Origin of the sequence: Pseudomonas sp. JDS08PS003 (assembly GCF_045013505.1) — a bacterium.
GTDB lineage: Bacteria > Pseudomonadota > Gammaproteobacteria > Pseudomonadales > Pseudomonadaceae > Aquipseudomonas > Aquipseudomonas protegens_B.
Genome location: NZ_CP120724.1, coordinates 2002668 through 2019166 on the forward strand (window position 1 = coordinate 2002668; position 16499 = coordinate 2019166).

A 16499-nucleotide genomic window follows, 5' to 3' on the forward strand; every position below is an offset into this window, starting at 1 on the left:
CGAGCCGCTTCAGGCGTCAAAAGTTTGCTTTACGGAACGGGGTAAATCGGTGGATCGCTCTCAGTTAATCAACACGGCTCGCAGTAACCTGGTCGACCTCGGTCGAGGCAACCTGGGTGTACCTGTGCTGCTGTTGGTCATGCTGGCCATGATGATGCTGCCAGTGCCGGCGTTCCTGCTGGATGTGTTCTTCACCTTCAACATCGCCCTGTCGATTGTGGTCCTGCTGGTCTGCGTGTACGCCCTGCGACCGCTGGATTTCGCGGTGTTCCCGACCATTCTGCTGGTGGCCACCTTGCTGCGGTTGGCACTCAACGTGGCCTCGACCCGAGTGGTGATGCTCCACGGCCAGGAAGGCCATGCCGCGGCCGGTAAGGTGATCCAGGCCTTCGGTGAGGTGGTGATCGGCGGTAACTATGTCGTGGGTATCGTGGTCTTTGCGATCCTCATGATCATCAACTTCGTGGTGGTGACCAAGGGTGCCGGACGCATCTCCGAGGTGAGCGCGCGCTTCACCCTGGATGCCATGCCCGGCAAACAGATGGCCATCGACGCCGACCTCAACGCCGGCCTGATCGATCAGAATCAGGCCAAGCTGCGTCGTCTGGAGGTGGCCCAGGAAGCCGAGTTCTACGGCTCCATGGACGGTGCCAGCAAGTTCGTTCGCGGCGACGCCATCGCCGGCCTGCTGATCCTCTTCATCAACCTGATCGGCGGTATGGCGGTCGGTATCTTCCAGCACAACATGACCTTTGCCGACGCCGGCAAGGTCTATGCCTTGCTGACCATCGGTGACGGTTTGGTGGCGCAACTGCCATCGCTGCTGCTGTCCACTGCGGCCGCCATCATGGTGACGCGTGCTTCGGGTTCCGAAGAAATGGGCAAGCAGATCAACCGGCAGATGTTCGCCTCGCCCAAGGCGCTGGCGGTGGCCGCGGGCCTGATGGCGGTGATGGGGTTGGTGCCGGGCATGCCGCACTTCTCCTTCCTCAGCCTGGCAGCGGTGGCTGGCGGTGCGGCTTATCTGGTCTGGAGAAAGCAGAATCTGGTCAAGGTCCAGGCTCTGGAAGAGGTCCAGCGTCAGCAGGACCTGCTGCCTTCTCCGGCTCGGGCCATGGAAACCAAGGAGCTGGGTTGGGACGATGTGACCCCGATCGACATGATCGGTCTGGAAGTTGGCTACCGCCTGATTCCCCTGGTGGATCGCAACCAGGGCGGACAGCTGCTGGCGCGGATCAAGGGGGTGCGCAAGAAGCTCTCCCAGGACCTGGGCTTCCTCATGCCCACTGTGCATATCCGTGACAACCTGGACCTGGCCCCCAGTGCCTATCGCCTGACTCTGATGGGGGTGATCCTGGCGGAGGCCGAGATCTATCCGGATCGCGAATTGGCGATCAACCCCGGGCAGGTCTACGGCACCCTCAACGGTATCTCTGCCCGTGACCCGGCCTTCGGCCTGGAGGCGGTGTGGATCGAAATCAGCCAGCGGCCTCAGGCGCAGTCCCTCGGCTACACCGTGGTGGATGCCAGTACCGTGGTCGCCACCCACTTGAACCAGATTCTGTACAAGCACTCCAGCGAGCTGATCGGTCACGAGGAAGTGCAGCAGCTGATGCAGTTGCTGGCCAAGAGTTCGCCGAAGCTGGCGGAGGAGTTGGTGCCGGGTGTGCTGTCGTTGTCGCAGTTGCTCAAGGTTTTGCAGGCGCTGCTGGCCGAACAGGTGCCGGTACGGGATATCCGCAGCATTGCCGAGGCTATCGCCAACAATGCCGCCAAGAGTCAAGATACTGCCGCTTTGGTTGCCGCGGTTCGGGTCGGATTGTCTCGCGCCATCGTCCAAAGCATTGTAGGTACTGAGTCTGAGCTGCCAGTGATCACCTTGGAGCCAAGGTTGGAACAAATTTTGCTCAGCAGTTTGCAGAAGGCAGGACAAGGCCAGGAAGAAGGCGTTCTGCTGGAGCCAAGCATGGCTGAAAAGCTGCAACGTTCGCTGATCGATGCGGCGCAGCGTCAAGAGATGCAAGGTCAACCGGTGATTCTGTTGGTAGCGGGTCCGGTCCGCGCCATGCTCTCGCGGTTCGGGCGTCTCGCCGTTCCCGGGTTGCATGTGTTGGCGTACCAGGAAATTCCCGACAACAAGCAAGTGACCATCGTTGCGACAGTAGGGCCCAACGGCTGAGGTAGTGGGTTATGCAAGTTAAGCGTTTTTTCGCCGCCGATATGCGTCAGGCCATGAAACTGGTTCGTGATGAATTGGGCGCTGAAGCTGCCATTATCGGCAACCGGCGGATTGCCGGGGGGGTCGAGCTGACGGCTGCGCTGGATTACAAGTTGTCGGCGTTGTCGCCACGGGTTCCGAACATGGAACTCGAGGACGAGTTGCGCAAGACCCAGTCGCGGATCGTCACCGCCCAGGCCGAGCTGAGCCTGCGGGGCGAGGGCGACAGCGCCTCGATCACCAATCGCCAGTTGTTCGCCGGTCTGCCATTGACTGCCGCCGAGCCGCTGATCGAGCCGACCCTGACCGAGCGTCCGCGCCCGGCGCCGGCTCCTGCTGCTCCGGCGCCCGATAATCGGGCTCTGGACTCCATGCGTTTCGAACTCAACGGTCTGCGCGAGCTGCTGGAAGTGCAACTGGGCTCTCTTGCCTGGAGCCAGTTGCAGGGCAGTCGCCCCGAGCAGGCCAACCTCTGGCGTCGCCTGCAGCGCATCGGCCTCTCCGGCCCGCTGTCTCGCGACCTGCTGGCACTGATCAGCGAAATCGACGAGCCTCGCCAGGCCTGGCGCATGTTGCTGGCACACCTGGCGCGGATGATCCAGACCCCGGAAGTCGAGCCGCTTGAAGAGGGTGGCGTGATCGCCATGGTCGGCCCTGCCGGCATGGGCAAGACCACCACCCTGGCCAAACTGGCAGCGCGCTATGTCCTCAAGTACGGCGCGCAGAACATCGCTCTGGTGAGCATGGACAGCTTCCGTATTGGCGCCCAGGAGCAGCTCAAGACCCTGGGGCGTATCCTCAATGTGTCGGTGACCCATGTCGATCCAGGCCAGTCCCTGGCTCAGGCCCTGGACCCGCTGCTGCGCAAGCGCGTGGTATTGATCGACACCGCCGGCCTGCAAGCCAGCGACCCGGCGTTGCGCATGCAACTGGAAAGCCTGGCCGGTCGTGGGATTCGGGCGAAGAATTACCTGGTACTGGCCACCACCAGCCAGAAGCAGGTGCTGACCGCTGCCTACCACAGCTACAAGCGCTGCGGTCTGGCCGGTTGCATCCTGACTAAACTGGATGAAACAGCCAGTCTTGGCGAGGTCTTGAGCCTGGCCATCAGTCACGAATTGCCGGTGGCCTATCTCACCGATGGTCCACGGATTCCCGACGATTTGCACCTGCCTCGCCGGCACCAGTTGGTGAGTCGCGCTGTCAGCGTGCAGATGCAGGAAGAACCCAGCGAAGAAGCCATGGCCGACATGTTCGCTGACCTCTATCACAGCCCGACCAAGCGGGTCGGCTGAGGTAGACATGAATAGATTGCAGTGTATCTACATCGATGGTCTGCCATGCATTGTTCCAATGGTGAACGCGCAGCCAGTTATGTGGCCCCGTCTAAGTAAGACAAGGTAAAGAAAGAACATGGGCAGCATGCATCCCGTACAGGTGATTGCGGTGACCGGCGGCAAAGGTGGCGTCGGCAAGACTAATGTGTCAGTGAACTTGTCCCTGGCTCTGGCTGAGCTCGGCCGGCGAGTCTTGCTGCTGGACGCCGATCTGGGACTGGCCAACGTCGATGTCCTGTTGGGTCTGACCCCCAAGCGCACCCTGGCGGATGTCATCGAAGGGCGCTGTGAGCTGCGCGACGTGCTGCTCCAGGGGCCTGGCGGCATTCGCATCGTTCCGGCCGCTTCGGGTACCCAAAGCATGGTGCACCTGAGCCCCGCCCAGCACGCCGGTCTGATCCAGGCCTTCAGCGACATCGGCGACAATCTCGATGTACTGGTGATCGACACCGCTGCAGGTATTGGTGACTCGGTAGTCAGTTTCGTCCGCGCGGCCCAGGAAGTGTTGCTGGTGGTCTGTGACGAACCGACCTCCATCACCGACGCCTACGCGCTGATCAAACTGCTCAACCGCGACTATGGCATGAACCGTTTCCGGGTCTTGGCCAACATGGCCCAGAGCCCTCAGGAAGGGCGCAACCTGTTTGCAAAATTGACCAAGGTCACGGATCGCTTCCTGGACGTGGCCTTACAATACGTCGGCGCAGTTCCCTACGACGAAAGCGTACGCAAGGCCGTGCAAAAGCAGCGTGCGGTCTATGAAGCCTTTCCTCGTTCGAAGTGTGCATTGGCGTTCAAGGCCATCGCGCAAAAAGTCGATACCTGGCCGTTGCCAGCGAACCCACGCGGGCATCTGGAGTTTTTTGTCGAGCGGCTAGTGCATCAAACAGCGGGACCGGTGCTATGACTGCCAGCGGCTACAACCTCTACAAGAAGTCGGCACGTGACAGCCAATACGAACTGATCGAGCGCTACGCGCCCCTGGTCAAGCGTATTGCCTATCACCTGCTGGCGCGGTTGCCGGCCAGTGTTCAGGTGGAAGACCTGATTCAGGCCGGGATGATCGGTTTGCTCGAAGTGTCGACCAAATACGACGCGAGCAAGGGAGCGAGTTTCGAAACCTACGCGGGTATCCGTATCCGTGGGGCGATGCTCGACGAGGTTCGCAAAGGCGATTGGGCACCGCGTTCGGTGCACCGTAATACGCGCATGGTCAGTGATGCCATTCGCGCAATTGAAGCTAAAACCGGTCGTGACGCTAAAGATCACGAGGTTGCGGCCGAACTTCAATTGAGTCTCGACGATTATTACGGGATTTTGAACGACACCTTGGGCAGCCGCCTGTTCAGTTTCGACGACCTGTTGCAGGACGGCGAACATGAAGGGCTGCATGAGGATGGCGCCAGTGCTCATCTCGAGCCGTCACGGGACCTGGAGGATGAACGCTTCCAGGCTGCGTTGGCGGATGCGATTGCCAATTTGCCGGAGCGCGAGCGACTGGTGTTGGCGCTGTACTACGACGAAGAGCTGAACCTCAAGGAAATCGGTGAGGTCCTGGGGGTCAGCGAGTCGCGGGTCAGCCAGTTACACAGCCAGTGCGCAGCCCGCTTGCGGGGGCGTTTGGGGGAGTGGCGAGCGCGCTGACAGGCAGTGTGGGGACACTGCGATCAGGACCGGTGAAGCAAGCGCTGCACCGGTCTTGCGGTATGTGCTCCATGCAGTCGTTGTGTGTTATGCCGAATTGATTGAATGGCGCGTTCAGGTGCTGGATGCGTTTAAGACTGCTTGGAGGTCGAATTGGACAAGAACATGAAAATCCTCATCGTTGATGACTTTTCAACGATGCGGCGGATCATAAAAAACCTGTTGCGTGATCTGGGTTTCACCAACACGGTCGAGGCCGACGATGGCACCACTGCCATTCCGGTACTCAACAGCGGGAGCATCGACTTTCTGGTAACAGACTGGAACATGCCGGGCATGACCGGTATCGACCTGCTGCGCCACGTGCGTGCCGATGAAAAACTCAAGCACCTGCCGGTATTGATGGTTACTGCTGAAGCCAAGCGCGAGCAGATCATCGAAGCTGCCCAGGCCGGCGTAAACGGCTATGTCGTCAAACCATTCACGGCTCAGGCGTTGAAAGAGAAGATCGAAAAAATCTTCGAACGCATCGGTTGAGACGCGTAGCCATTCCGCCACGGGGGAGCTATGGAGCATAACGAATCTTCACTGGGCGACTTTGAGTCGACCCTGAAAAAACATGCGCTGGAACTGGTCGAAAGCCTTGAAAAGGGCAGGTTCGGCGAAGCGGTGCAATTGATCCATGAGCTCAATCAGACCCGTGACCGCGGCCTGTATCAGGAAGTGGGCAAGCTCACCCGCGAGCTGCATAGCGCAATCGTCAATTTCCAGATTGACCCGCACATGCCGCAAGCCGAGGAAGTTTCACAGATCACGGATGCCACTGAGCGCCTGTCCTATGTGGTCCGGCTCACGGAAGCCGCAGCCAACCGCACCATGGACCTGGTAGAGAGCAGCACCCCGTTGGTCAACGGCCTGAGCACTGAAGCCCAGGCCTTGAGCGCAGACTGGGGGCGCTTTATGCGGCGTGAGGTCGGCGCTGAAGAGTTTCGCGAACTGGCACGCCGGGTCGACAGTTTCCTGACGCGCAGCGAGCAGGAAACCCGCACCGTATCGGGCCACCTCAACGACATTCTGCTGGCGCAGGATTACCAGGACCTGACCGGTCAGGTGATCAAGCGTGTGACCCAGTTGGTCACGGAAGTCGAAAGCAATCTGCTCAAACTCGTCTTGATGGCCAGCCAGGTCGATCGTTTCGCCGGCATCGAACATGACCGTGAATCGATCCTCGCTGAAAAAGATCCGCAAAAACATCTCGCCAAGGGTGAAGGTCCGCAGATTCATGCCGATAAACGGGAAGACGTTATGTCCGGTCAGGACGATGTAGACGATTTGCTTTCCAGCCTTGGATTCTAGGAGCACCCATTAATGAGCTTCGGCGCCGATGAAGAGATCCTTCAGGATTTCCTGGTTGAGGCCGGCGAGATTCTAGAGCAACTGTCCGAACAACTGGTCGAGCTGGAAAGCCGGCCAGATGATGCGGACTTGCTCAATGCAATTTTTCGCGGTTTTCACACTGTTAAAGGGGGCGCCGGCTTCCTCCAGCTCAATGAGCTGGTGGAGTGCTGCCACATCGCCGAGAACGTCTTCGACATCCTGCGCAAGGGTGAGCGGCGAGTCGACTCGGAACTGATGGACGTGGTGCTTGAGGCTCTGGACGCGGTGAACGGCATGTTCAGCCAGGTCCGTGAGCGCACCGAAATTACTGCCGCGACACCGGAACTGCTGGCCGCCTTGGCGCGCCTGGCCGAACCCGCCGGTGCCGAGGCTCCAGCGCCTGTTGTGGAAGAGGTGGCTGAACCCGTTGCCGAGCCTGAGGCCCAGGGCGGGGATATCACCGATAACGAATTCGAATTGCTGCTCGATTCGCTGAATGCCGCCAAGGCCGACGCCGAGGCTGCGCCTGCCGCTGCTCCAGTGGCTGCGGGCGAGCCGGCCAGCGATGAAATCACTGACGCCGAGTTCGAGTCGCTGCTGGACCAACTGCACGGTAAAGGCCAGTTCGCCGCCGATGCGGTGGCCCCGGCTGCGGCCAACGCCACGCCTGGCGCAGCCGCCGGTGGCGACGAAATCACCGACGACGAATTCGAGGCCTTGCTGGACCAATTGCATGGCAAGGGCACCTTTGCCGTGGATGCGCTGGATTCGGCCGTGGCTGCGGCGCCTGCTCCGGCAGTGGCTGCGCCAAGCGCGGCAGCCGCTGGCAGCGACCTGATCACCGATCACGAATTCGAATCGCTGCTGGACGAGTTGCACGGCAAGGGCAAATTCTCCGAAGCCCCGGGTGCGTCGAAGCCGGCCGTGGCGGCGGCAGCTGCACCTGCGGCAGCCGCTGCGACAGCCAGCGCTGCAGTCGCCAAGCCAGTGGCGAAGAAGCCCGAGGCCAAGGCTGAAGCACCGAAGCCGGCCGCGGCTCCAGCCCCGGCTCCTGCTCGCGCGGCGGCTGCGCCGCCAGCGGAAAAGCCTGCCAGCGAAGCAGAAACCACGGTGCGGGTCGATACCGCGCGCCTGGACGAAATCATGAACATGGTGGGCGAGCTGGTTCTGGTGCGTAACCGTCTGGTGCGCCTGGGTCTCAACAGCGGCGACGAAGCCATGTCCAAGGCCGTGTCGAACCTCGACGTGGTGACGGCCGATCTGCAGACCGCGGTAATGAAAACCCGCATGCAGCCGATCAAGAAGGTTTTCGGGCGCTTCCCGCGTCTGGTTCGCGACCTGGCCCGGCAGCTCAAGAAAGAAATCAACCTGGAACTGGTGGGGGAAGAAACCGACCTCGACAAGAACCTGGTAGAGGCCCTGGCCGACCCGCTGGTGCACTTGGTGCGCAACGCGGTGGACCACGGCATCGAATCGCCGGAAGAGCGCGAAGCCTCGGGCAAGTCCCGCGGTGGCAAGGTGGTGCTGGCGGCGGAACAGGAAGGCGATCACATCCTGCTGTCGATTTCCGATGACGGCAAGGGCATGGACCCGAACGTACTGCGGGCCATCGCCGTCAAGCGCGGCGTGATGGACAAGGACGCGGCCGACCGCCTGAGCGACACCGAGTGCTACAACCTGATCTTTGCCCCGGGCTTCTCCACCAAGACCGAGATTTCCGACGTCTCCGGTCGTGGCGTGGGCATGGACGTGGTGAAGACCAAGATTTCCCAGCTCAACGGTTCGATCAATATCTACTCGACCAAGGGCCAGGGCTCGAAGATCGTCATCAAGGTGCCGTTGACCCTGGCGATCATGCCGACCCTGATGGTGATGCTGGGTAACCAGGCGTTCGCTTTCCCGTTGGTCAACGTCAACGAGATTTTCCACCTCGACCTGTCCCGCACCAACGTGGTGGACGGTCAGGAAGTGGTGATCGTGCGTGACAAGGCGTTGCCCCTGTTCTACCTCAAGCGCTGGCTGGTCAGTTCCGCCGCTCATGAAGAGCAGCGTGAAGGCCACGTAGTGATCCTTTCGGTGGGCACCCAGCGGATCGGCTTTGTCGTCGACCAGCTGGTAGGTCAGGAAGAAGTGGTCATCAAGCCCTTGGGCAAAATGCTTCAGGGAACCCCGGGCATGTCCGGCGCCACCATTACCGGTGACGGCCGCATCGCTCTGATTCTCGATGTTCCGAGCATGCTCAAGCGTTACGCCGCACGGCGTATTTGATTCGGCGGGGAGGGGCGGTTGGCCTCGCCCCACCTAACGGAGTGTTTATGGCAGTCAAAGTCCTGGTGGTGGACGATTCGGGTTTTTTCCGCCGCCGCGTCTCGGAAATTCTTTCAGCGGATTCGAATATCCAGGTCGTCGGTACGGCGACCAATGGTAAAGAGGCGATCGATCAGGCCCTGGCGCTTAAGCCGGACGTGATCACCATGGACTACGAGATGCCGATGATGGATGGCATCACCGCAGTGCGGCATATCATGCAGCGCTGCCCGACGCCGGTCCTGATGTTCTCTTCCCTGACCCACGAAGGCGCTCGAGTGACCCTCGACGCGCTGGATGCCGGGGCTGTGGATTTCCTGCCGAAGAATTTCGAAGACATCTCGCGCAATCCCGAGAAGGTCAAGCAACTGCTGTGCGAGAAAGTCCACAGCATTTCGCGCAGTAATCGCCGTTTCAGCAGCTACAGCGCCCCGGCGCCGCAACCGGCTGCTCCAGCTCCGGCGCCGTCGAGCTTTGGCGGCAGTCGTCCAGCGCCTGCACCTGCACCTGCTCCAGTCCGTGCTCCGGCACCGGCTGCCGGCCCGGCATCACCGGCGCCCAAGCGCAAGGCCTACAAGCTGGTGGCGATCGGTACTTCCACCGGTGGCCCGGTGGCGCTGCAGCGGGTCCTGACCCAACTGCCGGCCAACTTTCCGGCACCTATCGTACTGATTCAGCATATGCCGGCGGCCTTCACCAAGGCTTTTGCCGAGCGTCTGGACAAGCTTTGCCGTATCAGCGTCAAGGAAGCGGAGGATGGCGACATCCTGCGTCCGGGCCTGGCGCTGCTGGCTCCTGGCGGCAAGCAGATGATGATCGACGGTCGTGGTGCGGTGAAGATTCTTCCTGGCGACGAGCGCCTGAACTACAAGCCGTGCGTGGACATCACCTTCGGTTCTGCAGCCAAATCTTACAGCGACAAAGTTCTGGCGGTGGTACTGACCGGTATGGGCGCTGACGGCCGTGAAGGTGCTCGCCTGCTCAAGCAGGGTGGCAGCGCGGTCTGGGCCCAGGATGAAGCCAGTTGCGTGATCTACGGCATGCCCATGGCCATCGTCAAAGCCAACCTGGCGGATGCGGTGTACAGCCTGGATGACATCGGCCGGCATCTGGTCGAGGCCTGTCTCTGATGGATGTGCTCAGCCTTATCGGGATCATCATGGCGTTTGTCGCCATCATCGGCGGCAACTACCTGGAAGGTGGTCACCTGTCGGCTCTGGCCAATGGCCCGGCGGCACTGATCGTGCTTGGCGGGACCATTGGCGCTGCCTTGCTGCAGTCGCCGTTGAGTGCCTTCAAACGGGCCATGCAGATCCTGGTGTGGATTCTGTTTCCACCTCGGGTGGATCTGCCCGGAGGTATCGATCGGGTGGTCAACTGGAGCCTGACGGCGCGCAAGGAGGGCCTGCTGGGCCTGGAAGGCGTGGCGGATGCCGAGCCGGACACCTATTCGCGCAAAGGCTTGCAGCTGTTGGTCGACGGTGCCGAGCCGGAAGCCATCCGCAGCATCCTTGAAGTGGACTTCTACACCCAGGAGAGCCGCGATATCGAGGCTGCCAAGGTCTTCGAAAGCATGGGCGGCTATGCGCCGACCATCGGCATCATCGGTGCGGTGATGGGCCTGATTCACGTGATGGGTAACCTGGCGGACCCGTCGCAGTTGGGCAGTGGTATCGCCGTGGCCTTCGTCGCCACTATCTACGGGGTGGCCAGCGCCAACCTGGTGCTGTTGCCGATCGCGGCCAAGCTCAAGGCCATTGCCTTGCGCCAGTCCCGTTACCGGGAAATGTTGCTTGAAGGCATTCTGTCGATTGCCGAAGGCGAAAACCCCCGCTCCATCGAGTTGAAGCTGCAAGGCTTCATGGACTGATTATGGCTCGTCGTCGCCAGCAAGAAGAACACGTCAACCACGAACGCTGGTTGGTTTCCTACGCCGACTTCATCACCTTGCTGTTCGCGTTTTTCGTGGTCATGTACTCCATTTCCTCGATCAACGAGGGCAAGTACAAGGTGATTTCCGAAGCCTTGATCGGGGTCTTTACCGACTCCGATCGCAGTCTCAAGCCGATTCCCATCGGTGACGAGCGGCCCAAGACCGTGACCCCGGCCAAGCCGCTGGTCAAGGACAGCGAGCAGACCGACGCTGGCATCTCCGGTGGCAGTGATCCGCTGAAAAGCATCGCCGATGACATCAGCGCCGCCTTTGGCGACTTGATCAGCTCCAACCAGATGACCGTGCGTGGCAACGAGTTGTGGGTGGAGATCGAACTCAATTCCAGCCTGTTGTTCGGCAGCGGCGATGCCATGCCCAGCGATCAGGCGTTCACCATCATCGACAAGGTGGCGAAGATCCTCAAACCCTTCGACAACCCGATTCATGTCGAAGGCTTCACCGACAACCAGCCGATTCAGACCGCGCAGTACCCGACCAACTGGGAGTTGTCTTCGGCCCGGTCGGCGAGCATCGTGCGGATGCTGGCAATGCAGGGGGTGAACCCGGCGCGCATGGCTTCTGTGGGGTATGGCGAGTTCCAGCCGGTGGGCAACAACGCCACCGCCGAAGGCCGGGCGCGCAATCGCCGAGTGGTCCTGGTGGTGTCGCGCAATCTCGATGTGCGCCGCAGCCTGACCGGCACCGGAACCGCCAATGCGACACCGGATGCGGCACTCAAGCGTGCTGGCACACAAACTGCACCAACCCCAGTGAAAACACCGGTACAGGGAAGCGCCGTCAATTCTCCGTCACCTGCTTTATAACTTAGCGCTATGTCTCGCCCCGCTGTGGCCGGGCGGGAGGAACAAACCGAATGAGAGTCTGGGCAGTTGCCAATCAAAAGGGTGGTGTCGGTAAAACCACCAGTTCCATCGCTTTAGCCGGTTTGCTGGCCGAGGCGGGCAAGCGCGTGGTCGTGGTCGATCTCGACCCCCACGGTTCCATGACCAGCTACTTCGGCTATGACCCGGACAGCCTGGAGCACAGCAGCTACGACCTGTTCCTGCACAAGGGCAATGTGCCCCAGGACCTGCCGGGCCAGTTGTTGCTGGGCACCAGCCATGAGCGCATTTCATTGTTGCCGTCGAGCACCGCTCTGGCCACCCTCGAGCGCCAGTCGCCGGGGCAGAGTGGCCTTGGCCTCGTGATCGCCAAGAGCCTGGCGCAGCTGTGGCAGGATTTCGATTACGCGGTGATCGACAGCCCGCCGTTGCTCGGTGTGTTGATGGTCAACGCCCTGGCGGCCAGCCAGCAACTGGTGATTCCGGTGCAGACCGAGCACTTGGCGGTCAAGGGGCTGGAGCGCATGGTCAACACCCTGGCGATGGTCAATCGCTCGCGCAAGCAGCCGCTGCCGTTCACCATTGTGCCGACCCTGTTCGATCGCCGGACCCAGGCTTCCCTGGGCACTCTGCGGATTTTGCGGGACAAGTTTCCTGAAGAGATCTGGCAGGGTTATATCCCGGTGGATACCCGCTTGCGGGATGCCAGCCGGGCAGGGGTTACCCCTTCTCAGTTCGATGCCAAGAGCCGCGGTGTACTGGCCTACAAGGCCTTGCTCAAGCATCTGCTGGCCCAACAACTTGTGGCGCAGGTGGCTTGACGTGAAGCGTTATTCAAGTCACTCGACAGCCCGGCCGATAACCCCTACAGATCACTGTATCGGGGTTTTTGCGTGGGCATCCTCATGAACCGTCCTCTGGATATCAAGAGCCGGCCCCAGCTGGCGCTGCAGTCGTACCTGGACGCTTTGCTGCAGGATGCTACCGAAGAGGAACAGCTACCGGAGCCGCCGGTCCAGGTTGCTCCGCCGGCCCCGCCGGTAACACTTGCGGCTTCCAGCGAAGTACTGGATGAGTTCCAGGCTGCAGTACTGGAAGAGCAGGCGCGGGACGCACAGGCCCAGCACCAGGCGGCACCCGCCGCCCGGGATGCTGCACCTGCATCTGCGCCGCTGACACCGGCAGTAATGGAAGCACCGCAACCCTTGCCGAGTTCGATCTCGCCGGTGGTGCCGCTGCTCCAGGCCCTGGTGCCGCCATTGGTGGAAGTTCACCTGCCGCCGAGCAATACACCGCCTCCGGTCACCGGTAGCGACCGTCCCAGCTGGGCGGCCGAGCCTTTCGAATGCCTGTTGTTCGATGTCGCCGGCCTGACCCTGGCAGTGCCGCTGGTATGCCTGGGGTCGATCTATTCCCTGGCAGGGCAGGAACTGACACCGCTGTTCGGCCAGCCGGAATGGTTCCTCGGCATCCTGCCGAGCCAGGCCGGCAACCTGAAGGTGCTGGATACCGCGCGCTGGGTCATGCCCGATCGCTACCGCGATGATTTCCGCCAGGGCCTGCAGTATGTGATCTCGGTCCAGGGCTACGAGTGGGGGCTGGCAGTGCATCAGGTCAGTCGCTCCCTGCGCCTGGACCCCAACGAAATCAAGTGGCGCAGTCATCGTGGTCAGCGCCCGTGGCTGGCCGGCACGGTGATTGAACATATGTGTGCCTTGCTCGACGTTGCTGAACTGGCCGAGTTGATTGCCACCGGCGGCGCCAAGCAGATGGCTATCAGTCAAGCGGCCCACAAGCCGAAGTAAACCAACAACAGGCCGCGTCCGTCGGATGTGGCCACACAGAACACACGCCGTTTTCAACGGTTTTTTGAGGGGTCAGGGTATGAATAAGTCGTCGTCTGCACAGGGTTCCGAAGATCCGATCCTGCAATGGGTCACCTTCAAGCTGGATAACGAGTCCTACGGCATCAACGTGATGCGCGTCCAGGAAGTCCTGCGCTACACCGAGATCGCTCCGGTACCGGGTGCCCCAAGCTATGTGCTGGGGATCATCAACCTGCGCGGCAATGTGGTCACCGTGATCGACACCCGTCAGCGTTTCGGCCTGGTGCCTACCGAAGTCAACGACAACACCCGGATCGTCATCATCGAAGCCGACAAGCAAGTGGTCGGGATCATGGTCGACAGCGTGGCGGAAGTGGTTTACCTGCGTCAGTCGGAAGTCGAAACCGCGCCAAACGTCGGTAACGAAGAGTCGGCCAAGTTCATTCAGGGCGTCTGCAACAAGAACGGCGAACTGCTGATTCTGGTTGAGCTGGACAAGATGATGAGCGAAGAGGAATGGTCGGAACTGGAGAGTATCTGATTGATCCTCGAGGTAGCGGTGATTGTCCTGGCGATCCTTTGGGTCGCCACTGTGGCGCTATTCCTGTCGTACACCCGCAATCAGCGGCAGATCGCTGCGCAACAGGCCGAAGGCGATGCCGTGCGCGACCAGCGGATCAAGGAACTGGCCAAGCGCGTTGACCATTACCAGAGCGGTACGGTGCGCATGGGCGAGGATCTGCACGAACTGCGAGCGGTAGTGGGCCCCTTGCCGGACAAACTGGCCCAGCTGGAGCAGCGTGACCCTTCCAGCCTGTCCTTCGCCCAGGCCGCGCGCCTGGTGGGCATGGGCGCCAGTGTTGACGAGCTGACCCAGTCCTGCGGCTTGACCCAGGCCGAGGCGGAGCTGGTCAGCAAGCTGCACAAAGGCTAGCCACAAGTCGCAAGCTTCCTCCGGGGAGCTTGCGCTTTAGCGCCTGCTGCGGCCTTTCTTCAATAATCGTCACCGCGCTCGGTGATGTCCTTCTCCAGCTCCACCTGATGCGGATCATGCCCGGCCGGAAACTTGCCCTTGAGGTTCCAGGCGAAGGCGATGATTTCGGCGATGGTCCGGTACAGCTCCGGTGGAATGCTCTCGCCCAATTCCAGACGCGCCAACAGCTTCACCAGCTCGGCATTTTCATAGATCGGCACTTCATAGTCCCGGGCGATCTTCAGGATGGCTTCCGCCAGTTCATCGTCGCCCTTGGCAGTCAGGGTCGGGGCTTGCTGGCCGTCGTACTTGAGGGCAATGGCCTGGCGTGGAGGAGGTGTGTGCTTCATGCGGTTTCGTCGACCCAGCGTTGTTCCAATCGGGTTTGCGGGCCCTGGGGCGGGATGCCCAGGTGGCAGTCCAGGTCGCCGACATCCAGCCCCGAAGCCAGCAGGCGTTCCCGCAGGCTGCCCAGGTGGCTTTCGATCAGGCTCGCGGTGTAGGGGCGTTCGGCCCACAACTGGCTGGACAGCCGGCCTTGAATCAGTTGTGCCTGGACCTGTAAGGGGCCCAGGGGCTCCAGGTCGAAGGCCAGATCGAGCCGCCACAAGGGCTGCTTGGGTTCTCGCTCTTCACGTTTTTGTTGCGGCTCCGGCTCCGGCGCTTCTTCGCGCTGCATTTTGACCTGCAAGGGCACGATGTCCTGCAGGTTGCGCATGGGGATTTCCAGCTGCCAGGTGGTCAATTGCCGGCCATCGTCGGTCTGGCCGCTCTGCTCCAGACTCGCCAGTTGATGGCTCTGCAGGCGTGATACCGCAGCGGCGGCCAGGCGCAGCAAGTGCTCCAGATCACCTTCACCCTCCAGGCTTTGCAGCAGCCGTGCCGGCAGCGGGAAGCCGCTGGGCGGCGTCTTGGCGCTGACCTGGCCGAGGGTGCCCAGGGCACTGCGCACGAAGCTCGGTAATGACTGCGCCAGGGTGTTGGCGGCGATGATCGCGTTGAAACTGCTGGAGGCGGGCAGGGCCGGCGTCAACTGCGCGATCAGGCGCAGCAGGTCGCCCTTCATGTCCGGAGCCTGCCCCGGGTTGGCTCCGGCCAGTAGCTTGGCTTCCAGGAACAGGCCGCTGCCCAGCAGGGCCTGGGCCACTCCCCGGGGGCTGCTCAATTGCTGTGGGTCCGGTAGGCCGGCCAGTAGTCGCTCCACGGCGGCCCGCAGGTCGGCTGAAACAGTGGGCAGTGGGCTGTCGGCTGGCAGGTTCTGCAGAACGTTGATCAGTCCGCTCAGGGAGCCTTGGCGGCTTTGCTGGCTAGACAGCTGAGCAGCGATGGCCAGCTGTTCCTGGCGGTTGCTCAGGGGGACGAAATTCAGGGTTTGCGAGTCTGAGACCAAGGCGCTGAGCAGGCTGCCGATACGCAGCGGCTGCGGGCTGTCGATGCTCAGGGTAGCGCCACTTTGCGCGGTGTTGAGCAGGCTTACCAGGGAGCGGTAGATCGCCGGCTGATTGTTGCCCTGAGGCAGGGCTTGCGTGGTCAGCACCTTGCCCTGGAGCAGGGTGCCGGCCGGCAGTTGGGTGGTATCCAGGCGAGTCAGGGCGGCAACGTTGGACGCGATGGCCTGCTGCACGGTGATCGCCAGATTACCCGCAGACGGCTGGGTGACCGCCAGGCTGGTGCCCTGGGGCAGCGGTTGGCTGCTGGTGGCCTGCACGGTGGTTTGCCGGCCGTTGTCCAGGGTGACCTTGAGCAGCAACTGGAAGGTCTGGTCGGCCTGCTTGAGGGACAGCACTTCGGCCTTGGCACTCTGGCCTGCGGCAATCAGGCCTTCAATGGGTTGCACCAGCTTGAGCAGTTCGCCGCTGATCACCTGCGGGCGCGAGGTGCCGGGAGCGGGCGCCTGGGGCAGCGGGAGGATGTTCATTTCGCCTGTCATTCGGACACAACCTGTGGAAATTAGCCCTCATTAGCGTAGGGCTTCGCATGTATAATGCCGCTCGTCTTTGGGGGAGTGGTGAAAACATTGCAAATGTTTGACGCAGCTCTCT

At 61.5% G+C, this 16499-nt stretch carries 16 protein-coding genes; 14 read left to right on the forward strand and 2 right to left on the reverse strand.

Translation table 11 applies throughout. The annotated features are described in order from the left end of the window. Nucleotides 1-49 precede the first annotated feature (49 nt). The 14 genes from flhA to P7C00_RS09170 all read left to right on the forward strand — a co-directional run bounded on the left by flhA (nucleotide 50) and on the right by P7C00_RS09170 (nucleotide 14418). Complete coding sequence (flhA, locus tag P7C00_RS09105) at nucleotides 50-2179, forward strand: flagellar biosynthesis protein FlhA (RefSeq protein ID WP_346631980.1); 2130 nt, start codon at nucleotides 50-52, stop codon at nucleotides 2177-2179. 11 nt (nucleotides 2180-2190) lie between these two features. Beyond that, nucleotides 2191-3513, forward strand: coding sequence for a flagellar biosynthesis protein FlhF (flhF, locus tag P7C00_RS09110; RefSeq protein ID WP_346631979.1), 1323 nt, complete (start codon nucleotides 2191-2193; stop codon nucleotides 3511-3513). A 118-nt stretch (nucleotides 3514-3631) separates the two neighbouring features. Beyond that, a complete protein-coding gene (fleN, locus tag P7C00_RS09115; RefSeq protein WP_016963180.1) occupies nucleotides 3632-4462 on the forward strand; it encodes a flagellar synthesis regulator FleN in 831 nt (276 codons plus the stop codon). Further along, nucleotides 4459-5199, forward strand: a complete 741-nt coding sequence (gene fliA, locus P7C00_RS09120; protein ID WP_011060003.1) for an RNA polymerase sigma factor FliA — start codon at nucleotides 4459-4461, stop codon at nucleotides 5197-5199. Before fleN ends, fliA begins: the two co-directional genes overlap by 4 nt. A gap of 165 nt (nucleotides 5200-5364) precedes the next feature. Continuing rightward, nucleotides 5365-5736 (forward strand): chemotaxis response regulator CheY, encoded by a 372-nt coding sequence (locus P7C00_RS09125; protein WP_003183998.1) that lies wholly within the window; start codon nucleotides 5365-5367, stop codon nucleotides 5734-5736. 30 nt (nucleotides 5737-5766) lie between these two features. After that, nucleotides 5767-6555 (forward strand): protein phosphatase CheZ, encoded by a 789-nt coding sequence (locus P7C00_RS09130; RefSeq protein ID WP_011060004.1) that lies wholly within the window; start codon nucleotides 5767-5769, stop codon nucleotides 6553-6555. A 12-nt stretch (nucleotides 6556-6567) separates the two neighbouring features. Beyond that, nucleotides 6568-8844 (forward strand): chemotaxis protein CheA, encoded by a 2277-nt coding sequence (locus P7C00_RS09135; RefSeq protein ID WP_346631978.1) that lies wholly within the window; start codon nucleotides 6568-6570, stop codon nucleotides 8842-8844. 47 nt (nucleotides 8845-8891) lie between these two features. Then, nucleotides 8892-10013, forward strand: a complete 1122-nt coding sequence (locus P7C00_RS09140; protein ID WP_207167265.1) for a chemotaxis response regulator protein-glutamate methylesterase — start codon at nucleotides 8892-8894, stop codon at nucleotides 10011-10013. After that, nucleotides 10013-10753: a flagellar motor protein gene (locus P7C00_RS09145; RefSeq protein WP_102864005.1), complete on the forward strand. Its 741-nt coding sequence runs from the start codon at nucleotides 10013-10015 to the stop codon at nucleotides 10751-10753. The genes P7C00_RS09140 and P7C00_RS09145 overlap by 1 nt, the downstream gene beginning before the upstream one ends. Further along, the gene (gene motD, locus P7C00_RS09150) at nucleotides 10753-11640 is read left to right on the forward strand and encodes a flagellar motor protein MotD (protein WP_402894443.1); all 888 of its coding nucleotides are present in this window, start codon (nucleotides 10753-10755) and stop codon (nucleotides 11638-11640) included. Before P7C00_RS09145 ends, motD begins: the two co-directional genes overlap by 1 nt. 50 nt (nucleotides 11641-11690) lie before the next feature. Continuing rightward, on the forward strand, nucleotides 11691-12479 hold the full coding sequence (locus P7C00_RS09155) for a ParA family protein (protein ID WP_346631977.1): 789 nt from the start codon (nucleotides 11691-11693) through the stop codon (nucleotides 12477-12479). A gap of 84 nt (nucleotides 12480-12563) precedes the next feature. Beyond that, nucleotides 12564-13463 carry a CheW domain-containing protein gene (locus tag P7C00_RS09160; RefSeq protein WP_346631976.1) on the forward strand — a complete coding sequence of 300 codons (900 nt, stop codon included), beginning with the start codon at nucleotides 12564-12566 and terminating at the stop codon, nucleotides 13461-13463. 79 nt (nucleotides 13464-13542) lie between these two features. Next, a complete protein-coding gene (locus tag P7C00_RS09165; protein WP_011060011.1) occupies nucleotides 13543-14025 on the forward strand; it encodes a chemotaxis protein CheW in 483 nt (160 codons plus the stop codon). Beyond that, on the forward strand, nucleotides 14026-14418 hold the full coding sequence (locus P7C00_RS09170; RefSeq protein ID WP_123723879.1) for a DUF2802 domain-containing protein: 393 nt from the start codon (nucleotides 14026-14028) through the stop codon (nucleotides 14416-14418). Nucleotides 14419-14477: 59 nt separating this feature from the next. Here P7C00_RS09170 and P7C00_RS09175 read toward each other — a convergent pair whose 3' ends face one another. Together P7C00_RS09175 and P7C00_RS09180 are read right to left on the reverse strand one after the other, a co-directional pair. Further along, nucleotides 14478-14807: an EscU/YscU/HrcU family type III secretion system export apparatus switch protein gene (locus P7C00_RS09175; RefSeq protein ID WP_102878869.1), complete on the reverse strand. Its 330-nt coding sequence runs from the start codon at nucleotides 14805-14807 to the stop codon at nucleotides 14478-14480. Continuing rightward, nucleotides 14804-16387, reverse strand: a complete 1584-nt coding sequence (locus P7C00_RS09180; RefSeq protein ID WP_346631975.1) for a flagellar hook-length control protein FliK — start codon at nucleotides 16385-16387, stop codon at nucleotides 14804-14806. Before P7C00_RS09180 ends, P7C00_RS09175 begins: the two co-directional genes overlap by 4 nt. Nucleotides 16388-16499 lie beyond the last annotated feature (112 nt).